21 protein-coding genes are annotated in these 22,661 nt (G+C 63.5%); 4 read left to right on the top strand and 17 right to left on the bottom strand.

The annotated features are described in order from the left end of the window. Nucleotides 1-133: 133 nt before the first annotated feature. From ACOZ4O_RS10445 to ACOZ4O_RS10490, 10 genes are all read right to left on the bottom strand, one after another. Nucleotides 134-676 (bottom strand): TATA-box-binding protein, encoded by a 543-nt coding sequence (locus ACOZ4O_RS10445; RefSeq protein ID WP_424525250.1) that lies wholly within the window; start codon nt 674-676, stop codon nt 134-136. 87 nt (nt 677-763) lie between these two features. Further along, entirely contained in the window at nt 764-3,736 is a 2,973-nt protein-coding gene (locus ACOZ4O_RS10450) for a type I restriction endonuclease subunit R (protein WP_424525251.1), read from the bottom strand. Next, nucleotides 3,733-5,079, bottom strand: coding sequence for a restriction endonuclease subunit S (locus tag ACOZ4O_RS10455; RefSeq protein WP_424525252.1), 1,347 nt, complete (start codon nt 5,077-5,079; stop codon nt 3,733-3,735). The genes ACOZ4O_RS10450 and ACOZ4O_RS10455 overlap by 4 nt, the downstream gene beginning before the upstream one ends. Beyond that, a complete protein-coding gene (locus tag ACOZ4O_RS10460) occupies nt 5,080-7,068 on the bottom strand; it encodes a type I restriction-modification system subunit M (protein ID WP_424525253.1) in 1,989 nt (662 codons plus the stop codon). A gap of 287 nt (nt 7,069-7,355) precedes the next feature. Continuing rightward, the gene (locus tag ACOZ4O_RS10465; RefSeq protein WP_424525254.1) at nt 7,356-8,120 is read right to left on the bottom strand and encodes a Nif3-like dinuclear metal center hexameric protein; all 765 of its coding nucleotides are present in this window, start codon (nt 8,118-8,120) and stop codon (nt 7,356-7,358) included. Nucleotides 8,121-8,269: 149 nt separating this feature from the next. After that, the gene (gene speB / locus ACOZ4O_RS10470) at nt 8,270-9,070 is read right to left on the bottom strand and encodes an agmatinase (RefSeq protein WP_424525255.1); all 801 of its coding nucleotides are present in this window, start codon (nt 9,068-9,070) and stop codon (nt 8,270-8,272) included. Continuing rightward, nucleotides 9,071-9,451: a translation initiation factor IF-5A gene (locus tag ACOZ4O_RS10475; RefSeq protein WP_424525256.1), complete on the bottom strand. Its 381-nt coding sequence runs from the start codon at nt 9,449-9,451 to the stop codon at nt 9,071-9,073. A 53-nt stretch (nt 9,452-9,504) separates the two neighbouring features. Beyond that, the gene (locus ACOZ4O_RS10480; protein WP_424525257.1) at nt 9,505-10,569 is read right to left on the bottom strand and encodes an aminotransferase class I/II-fold pyridoxal phosphate-dependent enzyme; all 1,065 of its coding nucleotides are present in this window, start codon (nt 10,567-10,569) and stop codon (nt 9,505-9,507) included. A 39-nt stretch (nt 10,570-10,608) separates the two neighbouring features. Further along, nucleotides 10,609-12,270, bottom strand: a complete 1,662-nt coding sequence (locus ACOZ4O_RS10485; protein WP_424525258.1) for an ABC1 kinase family protein — start codon at nt 12,268-12,270, stop codon at nt 10,609-10,611. Between the two features lie 2 nt (nt 12,271-12,272). Then, complete coding sequence (locus ACOZ4O_RS10490) at nt 12,273-12,620, bottom strand: Hsp20/alpha crystallin family protein (protein ID WP_424525259.1); 348 nt, start codon at nt 12,618-12,620, stop codon at nt 12,273-12,275. Nucleotides 12,621-12,725: 105 nt separating this feature from the next. Here ACOZ4O_RS10490 and glp point away from each other — a divergent pair, with 105 nt between their 5' ends. Genes glp through ACOZ4O_RS10505 form a run of 3 tightly spaced genes read left to right on the top strand, consistent with a single transcriptional unit; the run spans nt 12,726 to nt 16,818 of the window. Next, nucleotides 12,726-13,931: a gephyrin-like molybdotransferase Glp gene (gene glp / locus ACOZ4O_RS10495; protein ID WP_424525260.1), complete on the top strand. Its 1,206-nt coding sequence runs from the start codon at nt 12,726-12,728 to the stop codon at nt 13,929-13,931. Beyond that, nucleotides 13,928-15,799, top strand: a complete 1,872-nt coding sequence (locus ACOZ4O_RS10500; protein WP_424525261.1) for a molybdopterin biosynthesis protein — start codon at nt 13,928-13,930, stop codon at nt 15,797-15,799. The genes glp and ACOZ4O_RS10500 overlap by 4 nt, the downstream gene beginning before the upstream one ends. After that, a complete protein-coding gene (locus ACOZ4O_RS10505; protein ID WP_424525262.1) occupies nt 15,796-16,818 on the top strand; it encodes a dipeptidase in 1,023 nt (340 codons plus the stop codon). The genes ACOZ4O_RS10500 and ACOZ4O_RS10505 overlap by 4 nt, the downstream gene beginning before the upstream one ends. On the opposite strand, the gene ACOZ4O_RS10510 is transcribed toward ACOZ4O_RS10505, so the two are convergent. The 7 genes from ACOZ4O_RS10510 to ACOZ4O_RS10540 all read right to left on the bottom strand — a co-directional run bounded on the left by ACOZ4O_RS10510 (nt 16,798) and on the right by ACOZ4O_RS10540 (nt 21,661). Then, nucleotides 16,798-17,442, bottom strand: coding sequence for an HAD family hydrolase (locus ACOZ4O_RS10510; RefSeq protein ID WP_424525263.1), 645 nt, complete (start codon nt 17,440-17,442; stop codon nt 16,798-16,800). The genes ACOZ4O_RS10505 and ACOZ4O_RS10510 overlap by 21 nt on opposite strands. 35 nt (nt 17,443-17,477) lie before the next feature. Next, nucleotides 17,478-17,843 carry an LWR-salt protein gene (lwrS, locus tag ACOZ4O_RS10515; RefSeq protein ID WP_424525264.1) on the bottom strand — a complete coding sequence of 122 codons (366 nt, stop codon included), beginning with the start codon at nt 17,841-17,843 and terminating at the stop codon, nt 17,478-17,480. Further along, complete coding sequence (locus ACOZ4O_RS10520; protein WP_424525265.1) at nt 17,844-18,119, bottom strand: 4a-hydroxytetrahydrobiopterin dehydratase; 276 nt, start codon at nt 18,117-18,119, stop codon at nt 17,844-17,846. 37 nt (nt 18,120-18,156) lie between these two features. Beyond that, nucleotides 18,157-19,458, bottom strand: a complete 1,302-nt coding sequence (hemA, locus tag ACOZ4O_RS10525; protein WP_424525266.1) for a glutamyl-tRNA reductase — start codon at nt 19,456-19,458, stop codon at nt 18,157-18,159. Continuing rightward, nucleotides 19,455-20,108: a precorrin-2 dehydrogenase/sirohydrochlorin ferrochelatase family protein gene (locus ACOZ4O_RS10530; protein ID WP_424525267.1), complete on the bottom strand. Its 654-nt coding sequence runs from the start codon at nt 20,106-20,108 to the stop codon at nt 19,455-19,457. The genes hemA and ACOZ4O_RS10530 overlap by 4 nt, the downstream gene beginning before the upstream one ends. Then, the gene (locus ACOZ4O_RS10535; RefSeq protein WP_424525268.1) at nt 20,109-21,179 is read right to left on the bottom strand and encodes an Lrp/AsnC family transcriptional regulator; all 1,071 of its coding nucleotides are present in this window, start codon (nt 21,177-21,179) and stop codon (nt 20,109-20,111) included. 65 nt (nt 21,180-21,244) lie between these two features. Next, nucleotides 21,245-21,661: a DUF5778 family protein gene (locus ACOZ4O_RS10540; RefSeq protein ID WP_424525269.1), complete on the bottom strand. Its 417-nt coding sequence runs from the start codon at nt 21,659-21,661 to the stop codon at nt 21,245-21,247. A gap of 91 nt (nt 21,662-21,752) precedes the next feature. On the opposite strand from ACOZ4O_RS10540, the gene uppS reads away from it, so the two are divergent. Next, the gene (uppS, locus tag ACOZ4O_RS10545; protein WP_424525270.1) at nt 21,753-22,652 is read left to right on the top strand and encodes a polyprenyl diphosphate synthase; all 900 of its coding nucleotides are present in this window, start codon (nt 21,753-21,755) and stop codon (nt 22,650-22,652) included. Nucleotides 22,653-22,661: the final 9 nt, after the last annotated feature.

Raw genomic sequence — 22,661 nt, forward strand, 5'->3', positions numbered from 1 at the left:
CTCGCCTGCTGACCGAGTCCCCCGTCCAGAGGATGACTGGTATTCAGATTCGGGAGCGATGGGTTAGCGTCTAAGTCCCGTTACCCTCCGTACAGTCTGAGACCAACAGAGGCAGTTATCAGAGACTCACCGGTTAGAGAAATTCAGAGACCGTCTCTGTCAAGCCCGTAAAAATCTCCTCGGCTGATTCGACGCTCCGACATCCGGTGATAACAACCTTACCTGTAGCGAAGAGCAGCACCACTCCTTCAGCGCCCTCAGGATGATAAATTAGACCGGGGAACTGTTCCGGTTCGTACTCAGTCTTCTCGAGACCCAGCCCAATGGCGAGCGCATTCAGATTGAGATCCTGTCCTAATTCTGCGGTACAGACGTAATTCTGGACCGTGAACCACTCGTCCTCCGGTTCCTCGATGACGTCCATATCGGAGAACAGGTTCAGGAATCGCCCTCGGAGCGAGTAGGAGTCCTCTTTTGAGTCCGCGCCGGTGATGATGAATTTCCCCGTTCTGTAGACCGTTATCAGCGGCGCGTCTTCCTCGAATCGGAGGTACATCCCCGGATACTTGTCAGGATCATAGCGAGCAACTGGCCCCCCGATGTCGCCAGCGAGGCGTTCTAAATCGAGTTCGACATTCAGAGCGCCCGAGGCAACGACGTTTACTATCTTGACCATTCAGTTTGCCAATTCATTTTGCAAGTTTGTCAATAAAACAACACCGTGAGATGAGGAGAGGATATTTGTGCTCCTATGTATGCTCATTTAGGCCTCAGATTCCTGACTTTCCTGATAGACTTCTTGACGGAGGTGTTCTGTAACAATTTGCTGTACTTCTTCATTGTCCATGAACTTGGCGAACAGTTCTTCGTTCTGGTCCATCCGATCGACGAATAAGTCGGTTAGTGTATCGTCGAATTCCAGCGCGAAGTTCTCCTCTGAATTCACTTGAGCGGAACGTCGAAGATGATCGTCCTCAAGCGCGTCTTCCTTGAGCTGGTTAAGAAAGAGTTGGTCGGCTCCAGTGAAATCGGTCCCCAACGCCTCATTCATTTTGTCGACAATTGTTGAGAGCTCGACTTCGTCCTCATCTTGGCTCCGCGTGCCCGTTGCGGTAGGCCCTGAGACCTCACCTCCTTTCTGATCAAGCTCAATACGTCCCTCGTTGATTTTTTCGATTCGATAGTACTGGAGCGCTAGCTCATCGTTGAACTCGACGCTCGGCCCCTGTGGGTCCCTGGGGAGCTGTTTGTACAGGAACCGCCCGAACGTGTAGAGCTTCTCGAGTTCGGTATCGGCGTAGTTCACCACCTGAGACTGGAATTTATATAGACGAAGGAACGACCGAAGTTTGGATCGGAATTCGTCTTGCGTCTCAACCGGGAGCGTCATGAACCGGTCACGGGCAGGCTGAATCTGGCACTCCAGTTTTGCGTGTGACTTCTCTGTCCCGCGGTTTTCTGGGCTGAAGAACGCCTCAGCAAATTTGTCGACTTCCTGTTGGGTGTAGACCTGGAACGCATTGAGTTCCGACTCAAGTTGATAGATGTGCTGTGGGTCAGAAGTCTCCTCCACCGTAGTCCGCTCGTAGAAGGGCTGGAACGCCTCGTAAATATCCTCCTCGTCGTTCTTGAAGTCGAGGACGAACGTGTCTTCCTTACCTGGGTGGGTCCGGTTTAGCCGACCGAGCGTCTGGACTGCTTGGACACCGGAGAGCTTCTTGTCCACGTACATCGTGTGGAGAAGCGGCTGGTCGAAGCCTGTCTGGTACTTCTCGGCGACGACGAGCACCTGGTACTCGGATGTATCGAACTTGCTCGGTAGCTCCGATTCCTTGATACCGTCGTTCATCCTCGGCTCCGTATACTCGATTCCGTCTACCTCGATTGAGCCGCTGAACGCAACGAGAGCTTTGAGATCGTCGTACTCGTGATCCTCCAAGTATTGGTCGATGGCCTTCTTGTATCGCACCGCATGCTCACGCGACGAGGTTACGATCATCGCTTTAGCCTTGCCACCGATCTTGTTCTGCGTGTGTTCTCGGAAGTGTTCGACGATGATCTCGACCTTTTGCGAGATGTTGTGGGGGTGCAGTTCGACGTAGCGAGTGATCGCCTTCACCGCCTTTTTTTCGGGGACTTGCGGGTCCTCCTCGATGGCCTTCGCGAGGTTAAAGAAGGTCTTGTAGGTCGTGTAGTTCTGGAGGACGTCTAGAATGAATCCCTCTTCGATGGCCTGCCGCATCGAGTAGAGGTGGAACGGGACCGGTTTATCACCGTCTTCAGGAAGGCGACCGAAGACTTCGAGCGTCTTGGCTTTCGGTGTGGCAGTGAACGCGAAGAAGCTGAGATTATCCTGCTTCCCACGTGATTCCGCGCTCTTGGCGAGGAGCGTCTCCCAGTCGTCATCATCCTCGATATCACGACCTGCGAGGAGTTGCTTCATCTCCTTCGCCATCTCGCCAGTCTGGCTGCTGTGGGCCTCGTCAACGACGACAGCGTAGTTGCGATCGGGGAGCCCCGACGTGTGCTCAATCACGTACGGGAACGTCTGGAGCGTCGTCGTGATGATGGGTTTGCCCTTTTCGAGGGCGTCGGCGAGCTCCTCCGACTTGGACCCTTGCTTGCCTTCGACTCCATGAACGACACCCGTGGTGTGGTCCAACTCGTAGATCGTATTCCGAAGTTGGTCGTCGAGTACCGTCCTGTCGGTGACGACAACTACACCATCGAAGACCGGGTCATCAGAGTCGTCGTGAAGGGAGACCAGCCGATGGACGAGCCACGCGATGGACTTACTCTTGCCGCTGCCGGTCGAGTGCTGGATTAGGTAGTTGTTCCCAGCGCCTTCTTTTCGAGACGTCCGGACTAGCTTGCGGACACAGTCGAGTTGGTGGTACCGCGGGAAAATCATCGTCTCGTTCGTCTCGACGACGATCCCGTTCTTCCGGACCTCCTCCTCATCGATGTGGATGAACCGTTGAAGGATCTCCATCCAACTGTCTTTCGCCCAGACATCTTCCCAGAGATAGGCAGTTCGGTGCCCGGATTCGTGTGGAGGATTCCCCGCACCGTGGTTGTGGCCCTTGTTGAACGGGAGGAAGTGCGTATCGTCGCCGGCGAGTTCCGTCGTGTACTCTACGACGTTCGGGTCGACGGCAAAATGGACCAGAGCCCCGCGTTTGAATTTAAAAAGTGGTTCCGCGGGATCGCGGTCTGACTGGTACTGCTGCTTCGCATCTTCGACGTTCTGCCCCGTCATGGGGTTCTTCAACTCCGCCGTCGCGACGGGGATTCCGTTGATGCTGAGCGCAAGGTCGATGCTCTTGTTGGGGTCCGTATCGGAGTAGTAGAGCTGGCGAGTAACGCCGAGAGTATTTGCGTTGTACTTTTTCTGGACTTCAGGGTTGAGACCGGTCGACGGTTGGAATGTAGCGAGGTCGATTGTCATCCCCGTCGTTCGGAGACCATGGCGGACGAGTTCGAGGGTCCCTTTGCGTTCGAGAGCGCTCTCTAAATCCCGGAGGAACGCCTTACGAGCACCTGCCTTGTGAGCCGTTTCGAGCTTTTCCCATTTGTCGGGCTGGGTCTTCTTGACGAAGGAAATGAGCGTTTCGGGAAAGATTGCTCTTTCTCGATCGAAATTACTCGATGGTATGGCCTCGTAGCCACCATCTTGAAGTAAATGGGTTTCTATCGCATCTTCAAACGTGTTCTCATCATATATTCCAGGGCTCATGCCGTAACTACCTCCTCACGAGGTAACTCCCAGCCTGAGACATCAATTTGACCCGTAACCGCTGAATTGATGATTGATTCCCTCTTCTCTTTAAAATAGGAGATTGCATCTGTCACGTAGTCTTCTAGGCTATCGATTCTCGTGATTTTTGATGATAACTGCTCAACAATTTCATCCTGTGTTTGCTTAGGAGGAAGGAAGAGAGGGAGATCTCTCAAGTCAGACAAGTTTAGATGATCCACGGTAGATCCCTGTGACGTTAGATTGATATACCAGCTTACTACATCGCTTTGCAGATAATAGCAAAGAAATCTTGCCGTTATTTCAGATTCATCGGGGCTAATGAGCACCGTCCTTTGCCCGAGAAGTACCTCTGCATCATTTGGGATCAGCCCTACTTCTCCCGCTGGGGCTTCTCGAGTAAAGATCAAATCGCCATGAGAAGGCGTTCCTCTCTTTGTCCACTCTTCATAGACCTCTCTATTGGTTCTCTGTGTCTGTTGTAGTTTCAGTTCTCCATCGCGGACGTCCGATGTACGAATAATGTGGTAATCTCCATCGGGTTCCTCGGGAGCCGTGTTATGTTCTGAATCGATGATGGCAGTAGTAACGAACTTTAGCTTCGTTGTTGACCATGTCTCCGGAATCTTGCTAAAAGGTTCAATACCGGAGTCCTCCATCTCTGATCCAGAATTAAGACCAGTCGTTACTGCACGTGTTATGAGACCTTGCCGTCTTTCTTCCAGTAGATCTAACAGGTTCTCTTTTCTTTCAATTAATGAATCTATTTGGGAGGTGTGGTGGTCGAGGAAAGAGACGATTTTTTGTTGGATCTCTAGCGGTGGATGGTAAAGAGGGATGTCATAGAAATACTGGGTATGTAGGCGGAGATATGCAGTCCCAATACCTCGGCTGCGGCATCTGAATTGACCGACATACATGGGTGTCTTCAAGAGATAGAGGTAGTACTCTGGGAGAATATTCGCCTGAGGGCGGAATACAGTATAGTCTGGACTCACTATCCCTTTCTGGTCTGCTAATCCAAACATTCCATTCCATGCCTGCATTTTGTTCATAACGATATCACCCTCTCTACAAATTTTATACCCTTCTAGAGAATCTGCCCTATGATCCTCACCTGTAAGATTCTTCCGTGGAACAAGCCCCTGATACTTTGAAAGGGAGAAGAGTACTTCTTCTCCAGTCTCAGACCGTTCATTTACCTCTTCAAAGCAGTAGCGCGCTCGTTTTATCTCCCAATCACTAGGAGCTTTTTCCATCCAGCCTTCGGGCGGTGATTTGTACTCCTCATACGGACCAAATTCTTCAATATTAGATGCCAATTAGACCACCTCCTCTAGAAGTTCCACGATTTCTTCCTCTATTTCTTCGATATCCTGATCAATTTCTTCTAGCGAACGGGGAGGTTCATATTGGTAGAATTGCCTTTCGAAATTGATTTCGTATCCTACAACGCCTAGTTCGCCATCTTTATCATCATATCGTTTTGATTCTTCGTTTATCCAAGCATTTGGCACATGAGGCTCAACTTCCCGCTTGAAGTAATCATATGGATCTTCCCCCAAGGGGATTCGTTCGTTACTCCGGAGGTCTAGATCATATTCCGGTTCCCCCTTACTGTCACGACAAATCTCTGCATCTGGATCACGTTCTCCTAGAACATTTTCAATATTTCCAATGACACTTTTAGTCACAGAAATCCCAGCATTGTCAAAAATACGCTCGAGATCGTCGTGGAACGATTTTCTATCTTTCCAAACCTTTTCTTGAGAAAGGTCTCCAAGTGCATCTTTAATTGCTTCTTGTTTTTCGTCTTCCCGATTACTGAAAGCGCGCTCTTCATCCAGTAAGTTGATCTTTTCGGGCGTAACGCTAAACGATAGCCGCAGTGGCCGATCTATAACGATGCGTCGGTATCCGAATTCCTCATTAGCCACAATTTTCGATCGGCCCCCCTTCTCAAACTCCCCAAATATTGACGTGATTTTAGATATGTGTTCGTCATTTAGCTTATTGCTTTTATCTCCTAGATTTTTACGCATGTTTTCATACAGATCACGGCCATCTATCAGCTGGACTTTCCCTTCCCTCTGTGCGGATTTATTATTCGATAGAATCCAAATGTAAGTATGGATGTCTGTATTGTAGAACAGCTTGTCCGGTAGCCCTACAATCGCTTCAAGCCAGTCATTCTCGATTATCCACCGTCGAATAGCAGATTCACCACTATTTGCACCACCAGAGAACAGAGGTGAGCCATTGAAGACTATTGCAATACGCGAGCCATCTTGATCCTGGGGTTTCATCTTACTTAGCATATGCTGGAGGAAGAGGAGTGAGCCATCGCTCTTTCGGGGAGTTCCAGCACCGAACCGTCCAGCAAAGCCCTGTTGTTCATGTTCCTGCTTGACTACATCCTCCACCTTGTCCCAAGAGACACCAAAAGGTGGGTTTGAGAGCATATAGTCGAAGTTACGGCTAGGGAACCCATCGTTGCTGAACGAGTTCCCGTAGACGATGTTGTCCGGGTCCTGTCCCTTGATGAGCATGTCCGAGTTGCAGACTGCGTATGATTCAGGATTGAGCTCTTGGCCGTATACGTGGAGGTTCGCCTCTTGGTTCAGTCCCCGGATGTAATCCTCGGCAATGCTCAGCATCCCGCCAGTACCACATGCGGGGTCGTAGAGGGTACGAACGACACCCGGCTGGGTCAACACGTCGTCGTCCTCGTTGAAAATCAGGTTGACCATCAAGCGAATCACTTCACGTGGGGTGAAGTGCTCACCAGCGGTCTCGTTACTGAGTTCGGAGAACTTCCGAATCAGCTCTTCATAGATGTAGCCCATCTCCTCATTGGGGACCTCGTCTGGGTGGAGATCGATTTCCCTGAATTTTCGGACGACCTGGTACAGGAGGTCGGCATCCTCAAGCCGGTCGATCTGGTGGCCGAAGTCGAACTTCTCGAGGACCTCCTGCGTGTCGTCGTCGAACGAGTTGATGTAGTACCGGAGGTTCGGATCGATCTGCTCGGGCTCCTCACAGAGCTTCTCGAAGGTGTACTCGCTCGTGTTGTAGACGTTCTGACCGGAGACCCGTTCGAGGGCCGGGGCTACGTTCTCAACGCCCTGGTCTTCGAGCTCTTCGTACTTCTGGAGGACTTCGTCTTTCGTCGGTTCCGTGACGCAGTCGAGCCGTCGAAGGACCGTGAGAGGGAGGATTACTTTCTGATATTCAGACTGCTTATAGTCGCCTCGAAGGAGGTTAGCGACCGACCAGATAAAGTCGACTTTCTCTTGAAAATTATCAGCCATTGCTCCGATGGATGGTAGCGAGATAATTAAATGTGAAGGGACTGCTCTATCGCGAATTCAAATTGATCGGCAGAGGAAAGATCGGTAATAGGTCGACCTCCTCATTCACTTTGTGTCATGCTGCTTGCAGCCTCTTGTTCCACGCTAACTGAGAGAGCGAAAGGGTCGGTAATAGTTTGGCCTCGGCACTCATAGGGCTCGTCGTTCCGCGGGTGCCAGCCCGGGTCGGAGCGGTGGTATCGTCATCGGCCAGTCGGAGATAGCGCGTTCTGCGGTTTAGTGGTTTCCTAGAGCCCGGTGGGTGCGTCGAGGACGGTGGTTTCGAGGCCCCAGTCGCTGGCGCGGTCGGCGAGCGCGTTCACGCCGAACGTCTCGGTCGCGTAGTGGCCGGCGAGGTAGACGTGGACGCCGGCTTCCTTCGCCTGATGGTAGAGTTTCTGTTTTCCTTCGCCGGTGATGAACGCGTCCGCGCCGCGTTCGACGGCGTCGTCGAACCAATCCGCGCCGCTCCCGGTCACGACTGCCACGTCCTCGATTTCGCTCGGGCCGAAGTCGAGGTGGCGGACGCCGCCCGCGCCGTGGTCCAACTCGGTTTCGAGAGTCGCCCGCACGCTCGCGGGGTCGAGGGCGTCGGCGGTGCCGGCGAGGCCGATGTACTCCGGTCCCATCGCACCGAAGCGTTCGCGGCCGGCGAGGCCGAGCAGGTCCGCGAGCCCGGCGGCGTTCCCGAGGTCGGTGTGTCCGTCGAGCGGGAGGTGGGAGACGTAGAGCGCCACGTCCTCCCGAATCAGGGGTGCAATGCGGTCGAAGTCCCGTCCGGTCGCGCGCTCGATGCCGCCCCACGAGAGCCCGTGATGGGTGACGAGAACGTCGGCGTCCACGGACACCGCGGATTCGATGGTTTCGACGGCGGCGTCTACCGCGAACGCGACGTGCTCGACCTCCCCGTCCCCGCTTCCGACTTGGAGACCGTTCGCGCTCGCGTCCACGTCCGCGTAGTCGCTCGTCCGCAACGCCTCGTCGTACCGCGCCGCGAGTTCGGAGACATCCATACCGGTACACGGAGCGCGCTCGCCATAGATGCGGCGAACCTTCAAATACGAACCCGAGCCAGCCGGGGGCGTGCAGTAATAGTCGTCTCGGGGCGCTCAGCGGTTGTGCGTCACACCGCCCCGAGTAGTGCGAGTGACGCCTGTCCGCCCTACCCTGAATCGGCGTGTGCGAACACGAAGTCCCGGAGGAGTTTCGCCCCTAGAACCGCGGCCTGCCCGTCGTCGCGGTCGTTCACCTCCACCACGTCGAACGCCGACGCCGCGGGCGCGAGCTCGCGAACGAGCCGCCGCATCGTCCGCGAGGACAGCCCTCCGGGTTCCGGCGTTCCCGTGCCGGGCGCGAACGCCGGGTCCGCGGCGTCCACGTCCACCGAGAGGTAGACGTTGCCGGAGAGCGACGGCGACCACGACTCGGCCTCGCTCGGCTCCACCACGGTCACGTCCGCCTCGCGAGCGCGCGCCCACTCCGCGTCGCTCCCCGAGCGCGCACCGACGACGTACGCCTCGTCCGCAATGTCGAGCGCGTGCCGCGTCACCGTCGAGTGACTCAACGGGTTCCCGTCGTACGACTCGCGGAGGTCGAGGTGGGCGTCCAGCGCGACGAACACGTCCGGCTCGACCGCTCGGACGCCCGCCACAGAGACCGTGTGCTCGCCCCCGACGAGCAACGGCACCGCGTCGTCCCACAGGACATCCGTGAGCGTCCCCCGGAGGTAGTCGAGGTACTCCTCGGTGTCGTCCCACGCGTGCACGTCACCCTGGTCGTGCACCCCGAGCACGGAGAACGACTGGTCAGTCCGGTGGTCGTAGTCCTCGAACGTCCGCGCGAACTGACGGACGCGGTCCGGCCCGAACCGCGTCCCCGGCTGAAAAGACGTCGAAACGTCGAGCGGTGCGCCGACGACCACGTAATCCGCGTCCTCGCGGTCGGCGGTCGCACCGGCGAACATCTATTCGAGAACCTTCCGCTTGCCTTCCCACTCCAGGAACTCGATCTCGTCGTCCGGGTCGACGGACACGTCGTCGGGGAGTTCGATAGTGATCGTCTCGTACGTGTCGAGGTCCATCACCTGCACGACGTTGTCGGATTCCTTCGCGACGACTTGGCCCTGCTTTCGGTTGACGATAGGCACCCAGACCTTCGCGTCGACAGGCTGGCTGAAACTCCGCTTCTTCTCGTCGAAGACGCCACGAGCCTCGACGCGTGCCTTCGCGCTCCCGTGCTTCCCGGGCTTCGCGGTGGAGTACGCGTCGATCTTGCACGCCGCGTCGTCGATAATGACGTAGTTCCCTTCCTGGAGTTCGCGAACCTGCTTCTGCTCTTTCGCCATGCACCCGGATTCTCGACGTGCGAGTATAAACCGTTTGGAACGCGACGACCGCCCTACGCGCGGAGGACGGCGCTCACGCGCTCCAACCCCGCTTCCAGTTTCTCGGTCGGCAGCCCGAATCCGATGCGGAAGTAGTCGTCGTACCCGAAGCAGTCCCCGGGCGCGAGCACGACGCCCGCGTCCTCGACGACGGTGCGGCAGAACTCCCGCGACCCCGCGAACGCATCGGGCACGGTGACGAAGCCGTTCACGCCGGTCGGGTCGTGCCAGTCGAGGCCGTGCTCGTCCAGCCAGTCAGCGACGATGTCGTGATTCCTCGTCGCTATCTCGTGATTCTCCGCGAGAATCTCGGCCTCCTGCTCGCCGAGCGCCTGCCGCGCGACGTGCTGACCGAAGACGCCGGGCGAGATGGTGGTGTAGTCCTTCCACTCGACCGCCGCGTCCACGACCTCCCGCGGGCCGCAGAGCCAGCCGAACCGCAGACCCGCCAGCCCGTAGGATTTCGAGAGGCTGGACGTGCTGACGCCGTACTCGCCCAGGCTCGCGACCGGCGGCGTCGGATTCTCGGCCAGGAGCCGATACACTTCGTCCCCGAGCAGGTAGGCGTCGTGCGAGGCGGCGACCTCGTACAGTTCTTCGACCGTCTCCGCGTCGTGGTGGCGACCCGTGGGATTGTTCGGGTTCACGAACGCCACCACGTCCGTCTCCGGACGAATCGCCTCACGCACCGCGTCCACGTCCAACTCCCACGTCGCCGGATTGAGCGACACCTCGGTCACGTCGCCGATGGCGTCGGGCACGGCGGTGAGCGCCTGGTACGTCGGCGTGACGACGACCGCGTGTCCGCCCTCGTCCATCAGCGCGTGGTACGCGAGGAAGTTCGCCTCCTGCGCGCCACACGTGAACGCGAGTTCGTCCGCCGTGCGGTCGTGTCGGCCCGCTACCTCCGCGCGCAGGTCGGGGTCGCCGTCCGTCGGGATGACGTACCCGAGTTCGCCCGGATCGGTGTCGAAGCGCTCGCTGTCGAGGCTCCGGATACCCGATTCGGCGAGCATGATGTCCGCGTCGTGTTCGTACTCGTCGAACCAGCGTTCGAGGTCGAACGAAGCGATGTCCATATCCGGACTACGCGCACCCACCCCAAAGGTGAGGTGGTGTCACTTCTCGCGGCGCTCGCGGAGGCTCTGCCGCGTGAACTGCGGGGTCGCCTGCAGGCGCTTCCGTTTCCGGAACGACCGATACAGGTAGAACGCCGTGACGACCGCGAGACCGCCGGTTACGGCGGCCGCCTGTAGGTGGGCGTCCGCGTACAGGTAGGACGTGGAGAGCACGGACACCGCGAGCAGCAGTCCGAAGACGATGCGTCTGCCGAGGCGGTCGATGACGTCGTTCGAGTCTTCGATGTCGGCGCGGACGTAGAGGTCGTCGCGGTCGATGCGGTCGAGCGCGCGTTCGAGTTTCGGCGGGACGCGGACGGCGGACTGTGCGGCCCGCGCGAACTCCTCGCCGGTCTCCTCGACGAACTGGCGCGCGCCCTCCTCGCGGTAGCCCGAGTCCCCGAGGTAGTCGGTCGCGACCGAGATGAAGTCGAAGTCGGGGTCGAGCGTCACGCACACGCCCTCCACGACTGTCGCGACGCGGAGGACGAGCGCGAGGTTCGCGGGCAGGCGCAGCGGGAAGTCGTAGATGGTGTCCTCGACCTTCCCCACGATTTGCTGGACGCGATAGGTTTCGATGGACTCGCCCCGAGCGTCCCGAATCGCGAGTTCCATCACTTCCGCCATCGTCGCGCGGTCGGCTTCCGGACTCAGCGTCCCCAGTTCGACGAGCGTGTCGAGGATGGCTTCGATATCCTGGTTCGCCACCGCGATGTAGAAGTCCACTATCTTCCGCTGGACGAACTCGTCCGCGCGCCCGCTCATCCCGAAGTCGTAGAAGACGATGGTGCCGTCGTCCTGCACCGCGAGGTTCCCGGGATGCGGGTCGGCGTGGAACACGCCGTCCTCGATTATCATCTGGAGGTACGCGCGCTCCAGCGTCTCCGCGACCGCGTGCCGGTCCACGCCCCGCCGGTCGAGTTCGTCGACGTTCGAGATTTTCGTGCCCGAAATGTACTCCATTGTGAGCACGCGCTCGGTCGAGTACTCGTCGTACACGTCGGGGATGGCGATACTGTCGTTCTCCGCGAAGTTCCCCTGAATCTCCGCGAGCATCTCGGCCTCCCGCGCGTAGTCCATCTCCTCGCGAATCGTCTTCGCGAACTCGTCCGCGAGGTTGTCGAGGCTGAACGCCCGCGCCTGCCCGACGAACCGCTCGACGAGCGGAATCGACCACCGAATCACGCGCAGGTCGGCCTCCACGAGGTCCTCGATGCCCGGCCGCCGAACCTTCACTGCGACCGGTTCGCCGTCGACTTCGGCCGTGTACACCTGTCCGAGACTCGCGCCGCTGATGGCGTCCGCGTCGAAGTCGTCGAACGCCTCGTCTACGTCACCCACATCCGCTTCGAGCACCGCGCGCGCGTCCTCCCAGTCCGCGGGCGGCACCTGGTCTTGAAGTCCCTCCAGCACGTCCACGTACTCCGGCGGTAGGATGTCGGGACGGGTGGAGAGCAGCTGGCCGAGTTTGATGAACGTCGGGCCGAGCGTGAGCAGGCTATCGAGCAACCGTCGCGCGCGGCGCACTCGCATCTCGCTCGACACCCGCCGTCGGCCGCCGAAGAAGAAGTACTTCCGGCGGTCGCGGAGGTACGCGACGATGAGCGGGAGGAACTGCCAGAGCACGACGACGAACCGTCGGTACGCGCGCAGTACCGCCACCGTCAGCCCTCGATCTCTATCTCACGACCGCGGCCGGCCTTCGGGAGCGTCACCGTCAGCACGCTCTCGTCGATTGATGCGGTCGCGTCCGCGTCCGTTGCGTCCGGGGGTAGCGGGAGTTCCGCGTCGAGAAAGAGCGCGCGGTCCTCCCGGTGGTAGGAGAAGCCCGCCGGCACGTCCTTCTCGCGGCGCGCCTCCACGCGGAGCACGCCGTCCTCGACGCGCACGTCCGTGGTGTCGGCGGTCGCGCCCGGAACGTCGACGACGACACGGTACGCGTCCTCGCCTTCGAGGAGGTCCACGGAGACGGCGTCGGGCAGGTCGCGGAGCGCGTCACGGAAGCCAGTCATACTCACGTATTCGCGCGCCGGGTCGAAAAAACCGACGGGCGCTATGTGGCTCGCTGGCTTCTGAGACCCGCTGGCTTTAGACGGCCACCGACCCAATCCGTGGGTATGAACGCAGACCGCCACGAGGCCGGGTTCAAGAACCGCACCCGCCTCGCGGACGCCGTCGACACCCTCCGGGGCGTCGTCGAGCCACACGGTCGGGTCGAGCGCGTCCCGCTCGCCGACGCGGACGGCCGCGCGCTCGCTGAATCCGTCACCGCGGCCCGCGACGTGCCGCACTACGACCGCGCCGCGATGGACGGGTACGCCGTGCAGGCCAGCGACACCTTCGGCGCGGGCGACCGCTCGCCCGCCGTCCTCCGGGAGACCGAGGGCGACGTGGGGGCGGGCGAGGCCGCGCGCGTCCACACCGGGAGCGCCATGCCAGACGGCGCGGACGCCGTCGTGATGATCGAACACCTCACCGAGGTCGGGAGCGAAATCGAGGTGTTCGACGCCGTCGCGGAGGGCGAGAACGTCGGGCCCGCGGGCGAGGACGTGGCCGCCGGAACCGCGCTGTTCGACCCCGGCCACCGCCTCCGTCCGAGCGATTTAGGCCTCCTCCGCGGCACCGGCGTCGACGCCGTCTCCGTGTTCGAGCGCCCGTCCGTCGCCGTGATACCGACGGGCGAGGAACTCGTGGACGCCGACCCGGGACCGGGCGAGATGGTGGAGACGAACGGCCTCACGGTCTCTCGACTCGCCGAGCGCTGGGGCGCCAGAAGCCGCTACCGCGACGTGGTGACGGACGACGCGGACGAACTCCGCGCGGCAATCGAGCGCGACCTCGACGCCGACGTGGTGGTGACGACGGGCGGGTCGTCGGTCGGCGAACGCGACCTCGTCCCCGACGTCGTCGCGGACATCGGCGACGTGCTCGTGCACGGCGTCGCGCTCAAACCCGGCCACCCGGTCGCGTTCGGCCGCGTCGACGGAACGCTCGTCGTGATGCTCCCGGGCTATCCGGTCGCGTGCATCGTCAACGCCGTCCAGTTCCTCCGCCCCGCCATCGCCGCTCTCGGCGGGTTCGACCCCGCGCCCCACCCGACCCGGCAAGCGACGCTCGACGGGAAACTCGCGAGCGAACCCGGCACGCGGACGTTCGCGCGCGTCACCGTCGACGACGGCACCGCGACGCCCGTCCGAACCTCCGGGTCGGGCATCCTCTCGTCGGTCGCGCTCTCCGACGGCTGGGTCGCCGTCCCCGAGGACGTGGAGGGGTACGCGGCGGGCGAGACTGTCACCGTCGAGTTCTGGGAGGGCGAGCGATGACCCGCAAGGAGTTCCGCGACCTCTCCTCCCTCACGGAGGCTCGCGAGGTCGTGAACGACCTCGACGTCGCGCCCGGCACCGAACTCGTCTCGCTCGCGGACGCCCGCGGCCGCGTACTCGCCGAGCGCGTTGACGCCGACCTCGACGTCCCCGGGTTCGACCGCGCATCCATGGACGGCTACGCCGTGCGCGCTCGCGACACGTTCGGCGCGACCGAAGCCGACCCCGTCGTCCTCGACCGCGCGGGAATCGTGCACGCCGGCGAGACACCCGACGTAGCCGTCTCCCCGGGCGAGTGCGCGGAGGTGTCGACGGGCGCGGTCGTCCCCGACGGCGCGGACGCCGTCGTGATGGTCGAACGCACCGCCGAAGTCGAGTCCGGCGAGCGAATCGAGGTTCGGACGGCGGTCGCGCCCGGCGAGGACGTGATGGTCGCGGGCGCGGACGTGGCGGCGGGCGAACGCGCGCTCGGCCCCGGAACCCGACTCACGTCACGTGAAATCGGCCTTCTGTCCGCGCTCGGCGTCGCCGAAGTCCCCGTCCGAGCGAAACCCCGCGTCGGCATCGTCTCCACGGGCGACGAACTCGTCCGCCCCGGCGAACCCCTCGACTCCTCGCGCGGCGAAATCCACGACGTGAACACGTACACCATCGCCGCCGGCGTCGAGGAGGCGGGCGGCGAGGCCGTGCTCTACCCGCACGCCGGCGACAGCGAGGCCGAGATGGAGCGCCAGCTCCGCGAGGCCGCCGACGAGTGCGACCTCGTCCTCTCCTCCGGCTCCACGAGCGCGAGCGCCGTCGACGTGGTGTACCGCGTCGTCGAGGACCGCGGCAGCCTCCTCCTGCACGGCGTCGCCGTCAAACCCGGGAAGCCGATGCTCGTCGGCGAACTCGGCGGGAGCGCGTACGTCGGCCTCCCCGGCTATCCCGTGAGCGCGCTCACCATCTTCCGCACGTTCGTCGCCCCGAAAATCCGGGACGCCGCCGGACAACCCACGCCGCCGTCCGCGACCGTCACGGGCCGGATGAGCGCGCGCGAGCGCTACGGCGAGGGCCGAACCCGCCTCATGCCGGTCGGGTTGGTCGAGAACGGTGACGGCGAGACGCTGGTGTATCCGGTGGACAAGGGAAGCGGCGCGACCACCAGTCTCGTGGAGGCCGACGGCGTCGTCACCGTTGACGCCGACACCGACTATCTCGACGAGGGCGAACACGTCGACGTGCAGTTGTTCTCGCCGGACGTGCGCCCACCCGCGCTGCTCGGCGTCGGCGAGGACGACCCCGCGCTCTCCCGCGTCCTCGACCGGGTTCGAGGACCGCGCTACCTCTCCTTCGGCACGCGCGAGGGCGTCCGACGGCTCCGAGACGGCCTTCCGGACATCGCCGTCACCAGCGGCCCGCTCGACCGCGACGTCGCCGGCGACGAACTCGCCTCGTGGACCCGCGAGTGGGGGCTCGTCACTGCCCCCGACGGCCCCGACAGCCTCGCGGACCTCGTGGACAGTGACTATCAGTTCGCCAACCGTGACACCGGCTCAGGCCTCCGCACGTCCTTCGACGCCGCGCTCTCCGACCTCGCCGTCGACCGCGACACCGACTCGCTCACCGACGACGTCGACGGCTACGACTTCACCGTGAAGGCACACGCCAGCCCCCCACGGAAAGTCCTGGAGGGCCGCGCTGACGCCGGCCTCGGCCTGCGCGCGACAGCCGACGACCTCGGCCTCGACTTCGTCCCGCTCAGCAAGGAACCGGTACGCGTCTTCGCGAACCCCGAACGCCGCGAGAAACCAGGCGTCGCGGCGCTCACGTCCGCGCTCGCCGACCTCGACGCCGTGCTCGCCGACCTGCCCGGGTACGACCGATGACGATAGACGGCCACACCGACGTCCTCCTCCAGTGCGTGGACGCGGACGACCCCGTCGCCGCGCTCCGCGCCCGCGACGGCGGCCACCTCGACATCGAACGCGCACGCGCCGCCGGCGTCGACGCCGCCTTCTTCGCCGTGTTCCCGCCGAGCCCCGAGATGCCCGACCCGGTCGTGGACGGCGACTCCTACCGGTATCCGTTCGCGCCGACGCCCGGCTTCGAGAGCGCGCGCGACAGCGTCCACCGAATGTTCGCGCTCCTCCACCGCGCCGACCGCGCTCTCGACGGCCTCCGCGTCGTCACCACGCCCGAAGACCTCGACGCCTGCGCTGACTCGGCCGTAGTCGGCGCGATTCCCCACTTGGAAGGCGCGGAAGCCGTCAGCCCCGACCTCGCGAACCTCGACTTCCTCTACGCCGCGGGCCTCCGGTCACTCGGCCCCGTCTGGAGCCGCCCGAACGACTTCGGCCACGGCGTCCCCTTCCAGTACCCGAGCGACACCGACACCGGCGACGGCCTGACCGACGCCGGCCGCCGCCTCGTCCGCGCGTGCGACGACCGCGACATCCTCGTGGACGGCGCGCACATGAACGCTGCGACCCTCGCGGACACCCTCACCGAACTCGCCTCGCCGATGGCGGTCACGCACACCGCCGCGCACGCCGTCAGCCCGCACTCGCGGAACCTCACGGACGACCAGCTCCATGCCGTCGCCGACGCCGGCGGCGTCGTCGGACTGACGTTCGGCGCGAGCAGCTACGCCGACCGGCCCGACCCGCACGCGTCCGCGAGCGTCCACGACATCGCCGCGCACGCCGCGCACATCGCCGACACCGTCGGCGTCGAACACGTCGCGCTCGGCTCCGATTTCGACGGCGCATCGCTCGTCGACGAACTCGACGACGTGACGGACCTCCCGCTGCTCGTTGACGCGCTCCGCGACGAGGGATTCGACGAGGCTGACCTCTCGAAAATACTGGGGGAGAACTGGGCGCGGCTACTCCGCCGCGTCCTGTAGAAGCGTGTCGACGCGACGAGTTCGGCGGTCGCCGAGCACGCAGCGCCCGCGAACCTCGGGGTCGTGGCGCTCGACGTGCACGCCGTGCAGGCCGGCGTTCGCCGCCGCTTCGATGTCGCTCTGTCCGTCACCGACGTAGACGCCGCGCTCTCGTGAAGTAACGCCGAGGTCAGTCATCGCGAGTTCGAGGGGTCGCGCGTCCGGCTTGTAGCCCGTTTCGGGCGAACAGCACAGCCGGGTGTCGAACCAGTCCGCGATGTCGAGGTGGTCGAGCACCGGTTCCGCGAGGAACGCGGCGCAGTGCGTCACGAGTCCCGTCGGCCGGTCGAGGTCCGCGAGCGCGGCGGCGTCCTCGTGCAGGTACGTCGCTTCGGCGCGCGCCACCGGGTCCTCGACGTCGTCGAGCGCCGTCCAGAACGCGTCCGCGTCGTATCCCCACGCCGCCAACTGTGCGTCGCGACTCCCGCCGAGACCGTGCCACAGCACTTCCGCCTCGCGGTCCGAGAACTCGACGCCGAGGCGGTCGCCAACGTCGTCCAACACGCCGCGTGCGTACGACCACTCCACGTCCACCAGCGTCCCGTCGAGGTCGAACAGCCAGAACTCGTACTCCGAACCCGCCATCTACCCGAGAGAGGGCGCGAACACGGAAGAAGCCGTCACTGCATCTCCACGCTACTTCCGAAGTACTTGTTCACGACTTCGGAGACGTCGTCCGCGTTGAACGCGTCGAGGTCGCGCTCGATTTCGTCCGTGAGCGCGCTCCAGTACTCGTCGTCCGTCTCGAACCCCCGGTACTCGACGGAGAGCACGGGCACGCCCAGCGCGTCCTCCGTGCGTTCTCGGAAGTGCTTTCTATCCTCCAGTTCGCCCCGCCAGAGGGTGTCTCGGAAGAACAGCCACTCCGGCTCGCTGGGGGCGGCCGCGTCCCGATACAGCCGCGTCTCGAACTCGTCCGGCTCCACGGACAGCTCTTCGGCGGTGTCGAGGCGGAACCGCACGTGGAAGACGTAGCGCGCGTCCATCTATCGGAGCGCGTTCGCCGCGTCGGCGAGTTCGACGTCCTTGCCCGTGATACCGCCCTCCTCGTGGCTCGTGAAACGCACCTCGACCTCCTTGTACCGAATCACGATTTCGGGATGGTGGAACTCCTCCTCCGCGAGCTCGCCGACCTCGGACGCGAACGCGACGCCCGCGAGGTAGTCGTCGAACTCGAACACGCGCACGATTTCGTCGCCGTCACGCGTCCAGCCCGACGGAAGCTGTTCCGCTATCTCCTCGTCGTCGAGTAGTTCAGCCATACGTCAAAATTCCGCGCCAGCCTCAAAACAGTATCCGCTAGTCGTCTTCGCTTTCGGCGGCCGCCCACGCGCTCGGGTCGGCGTCCACGAGCGGACTGCTGCCGTCGAGGTCGGGGTCGAACAGTTCGAGCGCGGTCGCGATGGTCTGCCAGTCGTCCTCCTCCGCCGCGTCGCGCAGGCTCCGCGTGGGCGCGGCGAGAATCTGGGAGACGAGGGAGTCCGCGAGCGCCTCCACGCTCTCGCGCTGGGACTCGCTGAGCTCGCCCTCTGATTCGAGTTTCGAGAACGCGGTATCGAGTTCGCGCGCCTTCAGGCGCTCCGCGCTCTCGTACATCGTCGCGATGACCTCGTCCGCGCGCTTTCGCTTGTACTGCGCGAGCAACCGCTCGAACTCCTCCGTGACGATGCGCTCGACCTCGCGGGCGGCGTCCGCGCGCCGGTCCCGGGTCGCGTCCGTCACCGCCTCGATGTCGTCGAGGTCGCGCACCGACACGCCCTCGACCGCCGTAGCGGCGGGCGCGACGTCCCGCGGCTGTCCGAGGTCCACGAGGAACGTCTCGCCCGCGCCCTGCACGGTCTTCTTCGTCACGACCGGGTCGTCGCTCCCGGTCGCGGTGACGACCACGTCCGCGGACGCGACGTGCTCCGAGAGCGCGTCCAGGCTCACCGCCGCGCTCGCGGTCTCCAGCTCTTCGAGCACCCACTCGGCGTGCGTGACGGTGCGGTTCGCGACGACGAGGTTCTCCGCGTCGCTCGCGTCGAACGCCTTCGCGGCGAGCGCGCCCATCTCGCCCGCGCCGACGACGAGCGCGCTCGCACCGTCGAGTCCGGTCTCCCGGTCCGCGAGCCGGGTCGCCGCGCTCCCGAGACTCACCACGCCCTCGTTGATGCTCGTCTCGTTTCGCGCACGCTCACCCACGTGCAGCGCCTTCGTCACGGCCTCCCGGAGCACGGTTCCGATGGCGTCCGCGCCGCGCGCCGCCTCGAACGCGTCCCGGAGCTGCCCCATAATCTGGTCCTCGCCGACGACGACGGATTCGAGGCCGGCGGCGACCCGGAGGAGGTGGCGGAGGCTCGCCTCGTGGTTCATGCCGACGACGGGCGAATCCTCGAAGACGGCGGCGAGCGCGCGGTCGCCCGTGGACTCGTCGTCCGCCACCACGTACGCTTCCACGCGGTGACACGTCTGCACGACGAACGCCTCCCGGATGCCGGGCTCGTCGAGCAACGCGGTCACCGCGTCCGCGTCGCTCCCGAGCCGCGCGGACTCGATGTCGTCTAGGGTCGCGTGGTCGTGCGAGACCCGCACGCCCGCGATGACGCCCATGTTCGTCTTCACGGTGTGTACTGCTCCCCGAGTTCGTCCCGCAGGACGACCTCGGCTTCTCGGCGAGGATTGACCCCGCGCGTACGTAAAGCCTTCCAAACCGACGGCGCTCGCACCAGCCGACGCACCGCCCTCCGTCGGTCCGGCGGCGGGACGCCCGCCGCCTTCAGGTCCTCGCGCACCGCCCCGGAGAGGTCGGCCATCCCGCCCGCGCCCGCGAGTTCGTCCTCGATTCGCTCCCGGAGGTGTTTCGCGAGCGCGGGACTCGACCCGCCCGTCGAAACCGCCACCGTCACCGGGTCGTCCTCGACGGTCGCGGGCACGGTCACGCTCCCCGCCGGCCGACTCCCCGATTCGTCCGCGCGGTTCACGAGCGCGCCGTGCTCGCGCGCCGCATCCGCCGCGGCGTCGTTCACATCCGCGGAATCCGTCGCGGCCACGACGAGCACCGGGTCGGCGCGCGCCACCCACGCACGGACGCCGTCCGGGTCGGGTGCGTCCCGAACGAGTTCAGCGGTACCGAACTCGGTGTCCGCGAACTCGGGACTCACCACTATCACGTCGGCTTCGCTCGCGAACCCGCGCGCCTTCCGCGCGCCGACCCGTCCGCCGCCGAACACCAGCACGGTCTCGCCCGTGAAATCGTGCGCCAGCAGCGCCATCTACGCCTCCGAGTCCGACTCCGTGTTCGCGTCCGCGCGCTCCGCCATCCGCAGCCCCGTCTTCTTCAGGATTCGCGTCGAGAACAGCGTGTCCCAGTCGTCGTCGCCCACGTCCCAGTACTCGCTCATCACGTCCCGCACCTGCCGGATGCGCTCCTTGCTTTCGTCCTCGCTGCGGCCGTGCGTCATCGCGAAGAAGTTGTACGACCACACGTCGTCGTGGCGCGGCCGCTCGTAACAGTGCGTCACGAAGTCGAGGCTCGCGACCGCCGGCCCGACCTCGCCCACCACGTCGTCGGGCACGTCCCAGACGGTCATCCCGTTCTCCGTGTACCCGAGCGAGTAGTGGTTCGGAATCACGCCGACTCGCCGCACCTTCCCCTCCTCGTTGAACCGTCGGAGCGTCTCCACGACCCACTCCGCGTCCTGCCCGATGTCCTCGGCCACGTCCGCGTACGGCGTCGCCGTGACCGGGAGGCCGTCCTGAATCGCGAGCACGAGGTCGCGCTCCGCCGGCGTCAGCACGTCCCGGTCGGTCCGGTCGGGACTCGGCCCGAGGTGCGAGAGGTCCACGTCACCGTCCTGCACCGGACCGTCCAGAAGGAACTTCGCCTCCACCCGGAACTCCTGTTGCTTCGGCAGATTGTACGTCTCCTGCCCCGTCTCCTCCTCGATTTCCGCGAGCACCTCGTCCACGCGGTCCTCGTCCGCGACCGACAGCACGAACCACATGTTGAGATGCGGGTGCTCGCGCTCGTAGTTGTGCGCGACCTCCCGGTGGTCGTTCACCAACTCAGCGATCTCCTCGTACTCCTCCTCGGGCGCGTGCATCGCCACGAGCGTCGCCTGCCCGCCGATCTCCTCGGCGTTGATGAGCGCGCCGAACCGCGTCAGCACGCCGTCCTCGTCCAACTCCCGAACGAGGTCCACGAGGTCCGCGGCGTCCACGTCGATACCCCGTCCGCGAAGCGCTTCCGCGGCCGGTTCGAACGGATGACGAACGACCGGAAACCCCCCCTGGAACGCGTTTATCACCGCGCGCTCCCGGTCGTCGAGGTCCGTCTCAGTCATACATCCGATTGGGGGTTGGGTACAGATAAGACCACCCGTTCCCCGCTCCGCCGTCCCAATTCCGCTTACGCGAAGTACTCGTCTTCCGTCACGCCCACGACCTCGTCCGCGTTCTCCACGTCACGGAGGTCGTCGAGGACGGCCTCGTGGTCGTCCGTCGCCTCCCAGTACAACACCACGTCGTACGCGCCGTCCCGCATGAGCTGCTGGCACTCCCAGACGAACTCGTCGCCGTCGATGGTGCGGCCGTGGTGCTGGTTCACACCGAACTCGTCGCTGTCGTTCCCCGAGTACACGTACGTGTCCTCGTCGGTGACATGGGCGGCGATGACGTCGCCCGCGTCGAGCGTGAGCTGATGCATCATGCTCTCCTCCTCGCCGTCGAGGCTCGTGTGCACGACCGCGCCGTGAAGCTCGATGTCGCCGGGCTTGAGGAGTTCGACCGCGCGCCGATAGAGGTCCGCGTTCAGCGTCTCCGTCATACCCCGTACTCGGATAGAGCGCACCATACGTCTCACGGTCCCGTCCCGTACTCCAGAAGGCTGATACCCCTCCACTGCCCACGGACTGGTGATGCGAGACTGGCTTCGCCGCCGCGTCCGCGCGGGCTACGAGCGACTGCTCTCCCGCGAAGTCGACGGCGCACCCGAACACGTCGCCGTCATCCAGGACGGCAACCGCCGATACGCCCGCGAACGCGGCGGCGAAGCTACCGACGGCTACCAGGCCGGCGCACGAACCACGGAGGAGATGCTGGACTGGTGCGCCGACCTCGGCGTCGAGGAACTCACGCTCTACGCGTTCTCCACGGAGAACTTCGAACGCCCCGAGGAACAACAGGAACACCTCTTCGACCTCCTCACCGAGAAACTCCACGAGTTCGCGGACGCCGAACGCGTCCACGACCGCCACGTCCGCGTGCGCGCCATCGGGGAAACTGACCGCCTCCCGCCCCGCGTCCGGGACGCAATCGCGTACGCCGACCGCCGCACCCGCGGCTACGACGGCTTCACGCTCAACGTCGCGCTCGCGTACGGCGGACGCGCCGAACTCCTTGGCGCCGCCCGCGACGTCGCCCACGCAGTCGACGCCGGCGACCTCGACCCCGACGACGTGACCGTGGACGAAATCCAGGCCCGCCTCCACCCCGACCGCGTCCGCGACGTCGACCTCATCATCCGCACCGGCGGCGACGAACGCACCTCCAACTTCCTCCCCTGGCACGCCAACGGCAGCGAAGCAGCCGTCTACTTCTGCGCACCCTACTGGCCCGAATTCTCCAAAATCGACTTCCTCCGCGGCATCCGCACCTACCAAGCCCGCGAGAAATCCTGGCAACGCGCCCGCCTCGAACGCGCCGTCGCCCTCGTCCGCGCGTTCGGCAGCGCCGAACTCGATGACGCCCGCGCCATCATCGACCGCCTCCGCCCCCGCCACACCGCTGACCTCCCCGACGAAGAACCCGCGGACTAGACGGACTGC

Source organism: Salarchaeum japonicum (assembly GCF_049705945.1).
GTDB classification, from domain to species: domain Archaea; phylum Halobacteriota; class Halobacteria; order Halobacteriales; family Halobacteriaceae; genus Salarchaeum; species Salarchaeum japonicum_A.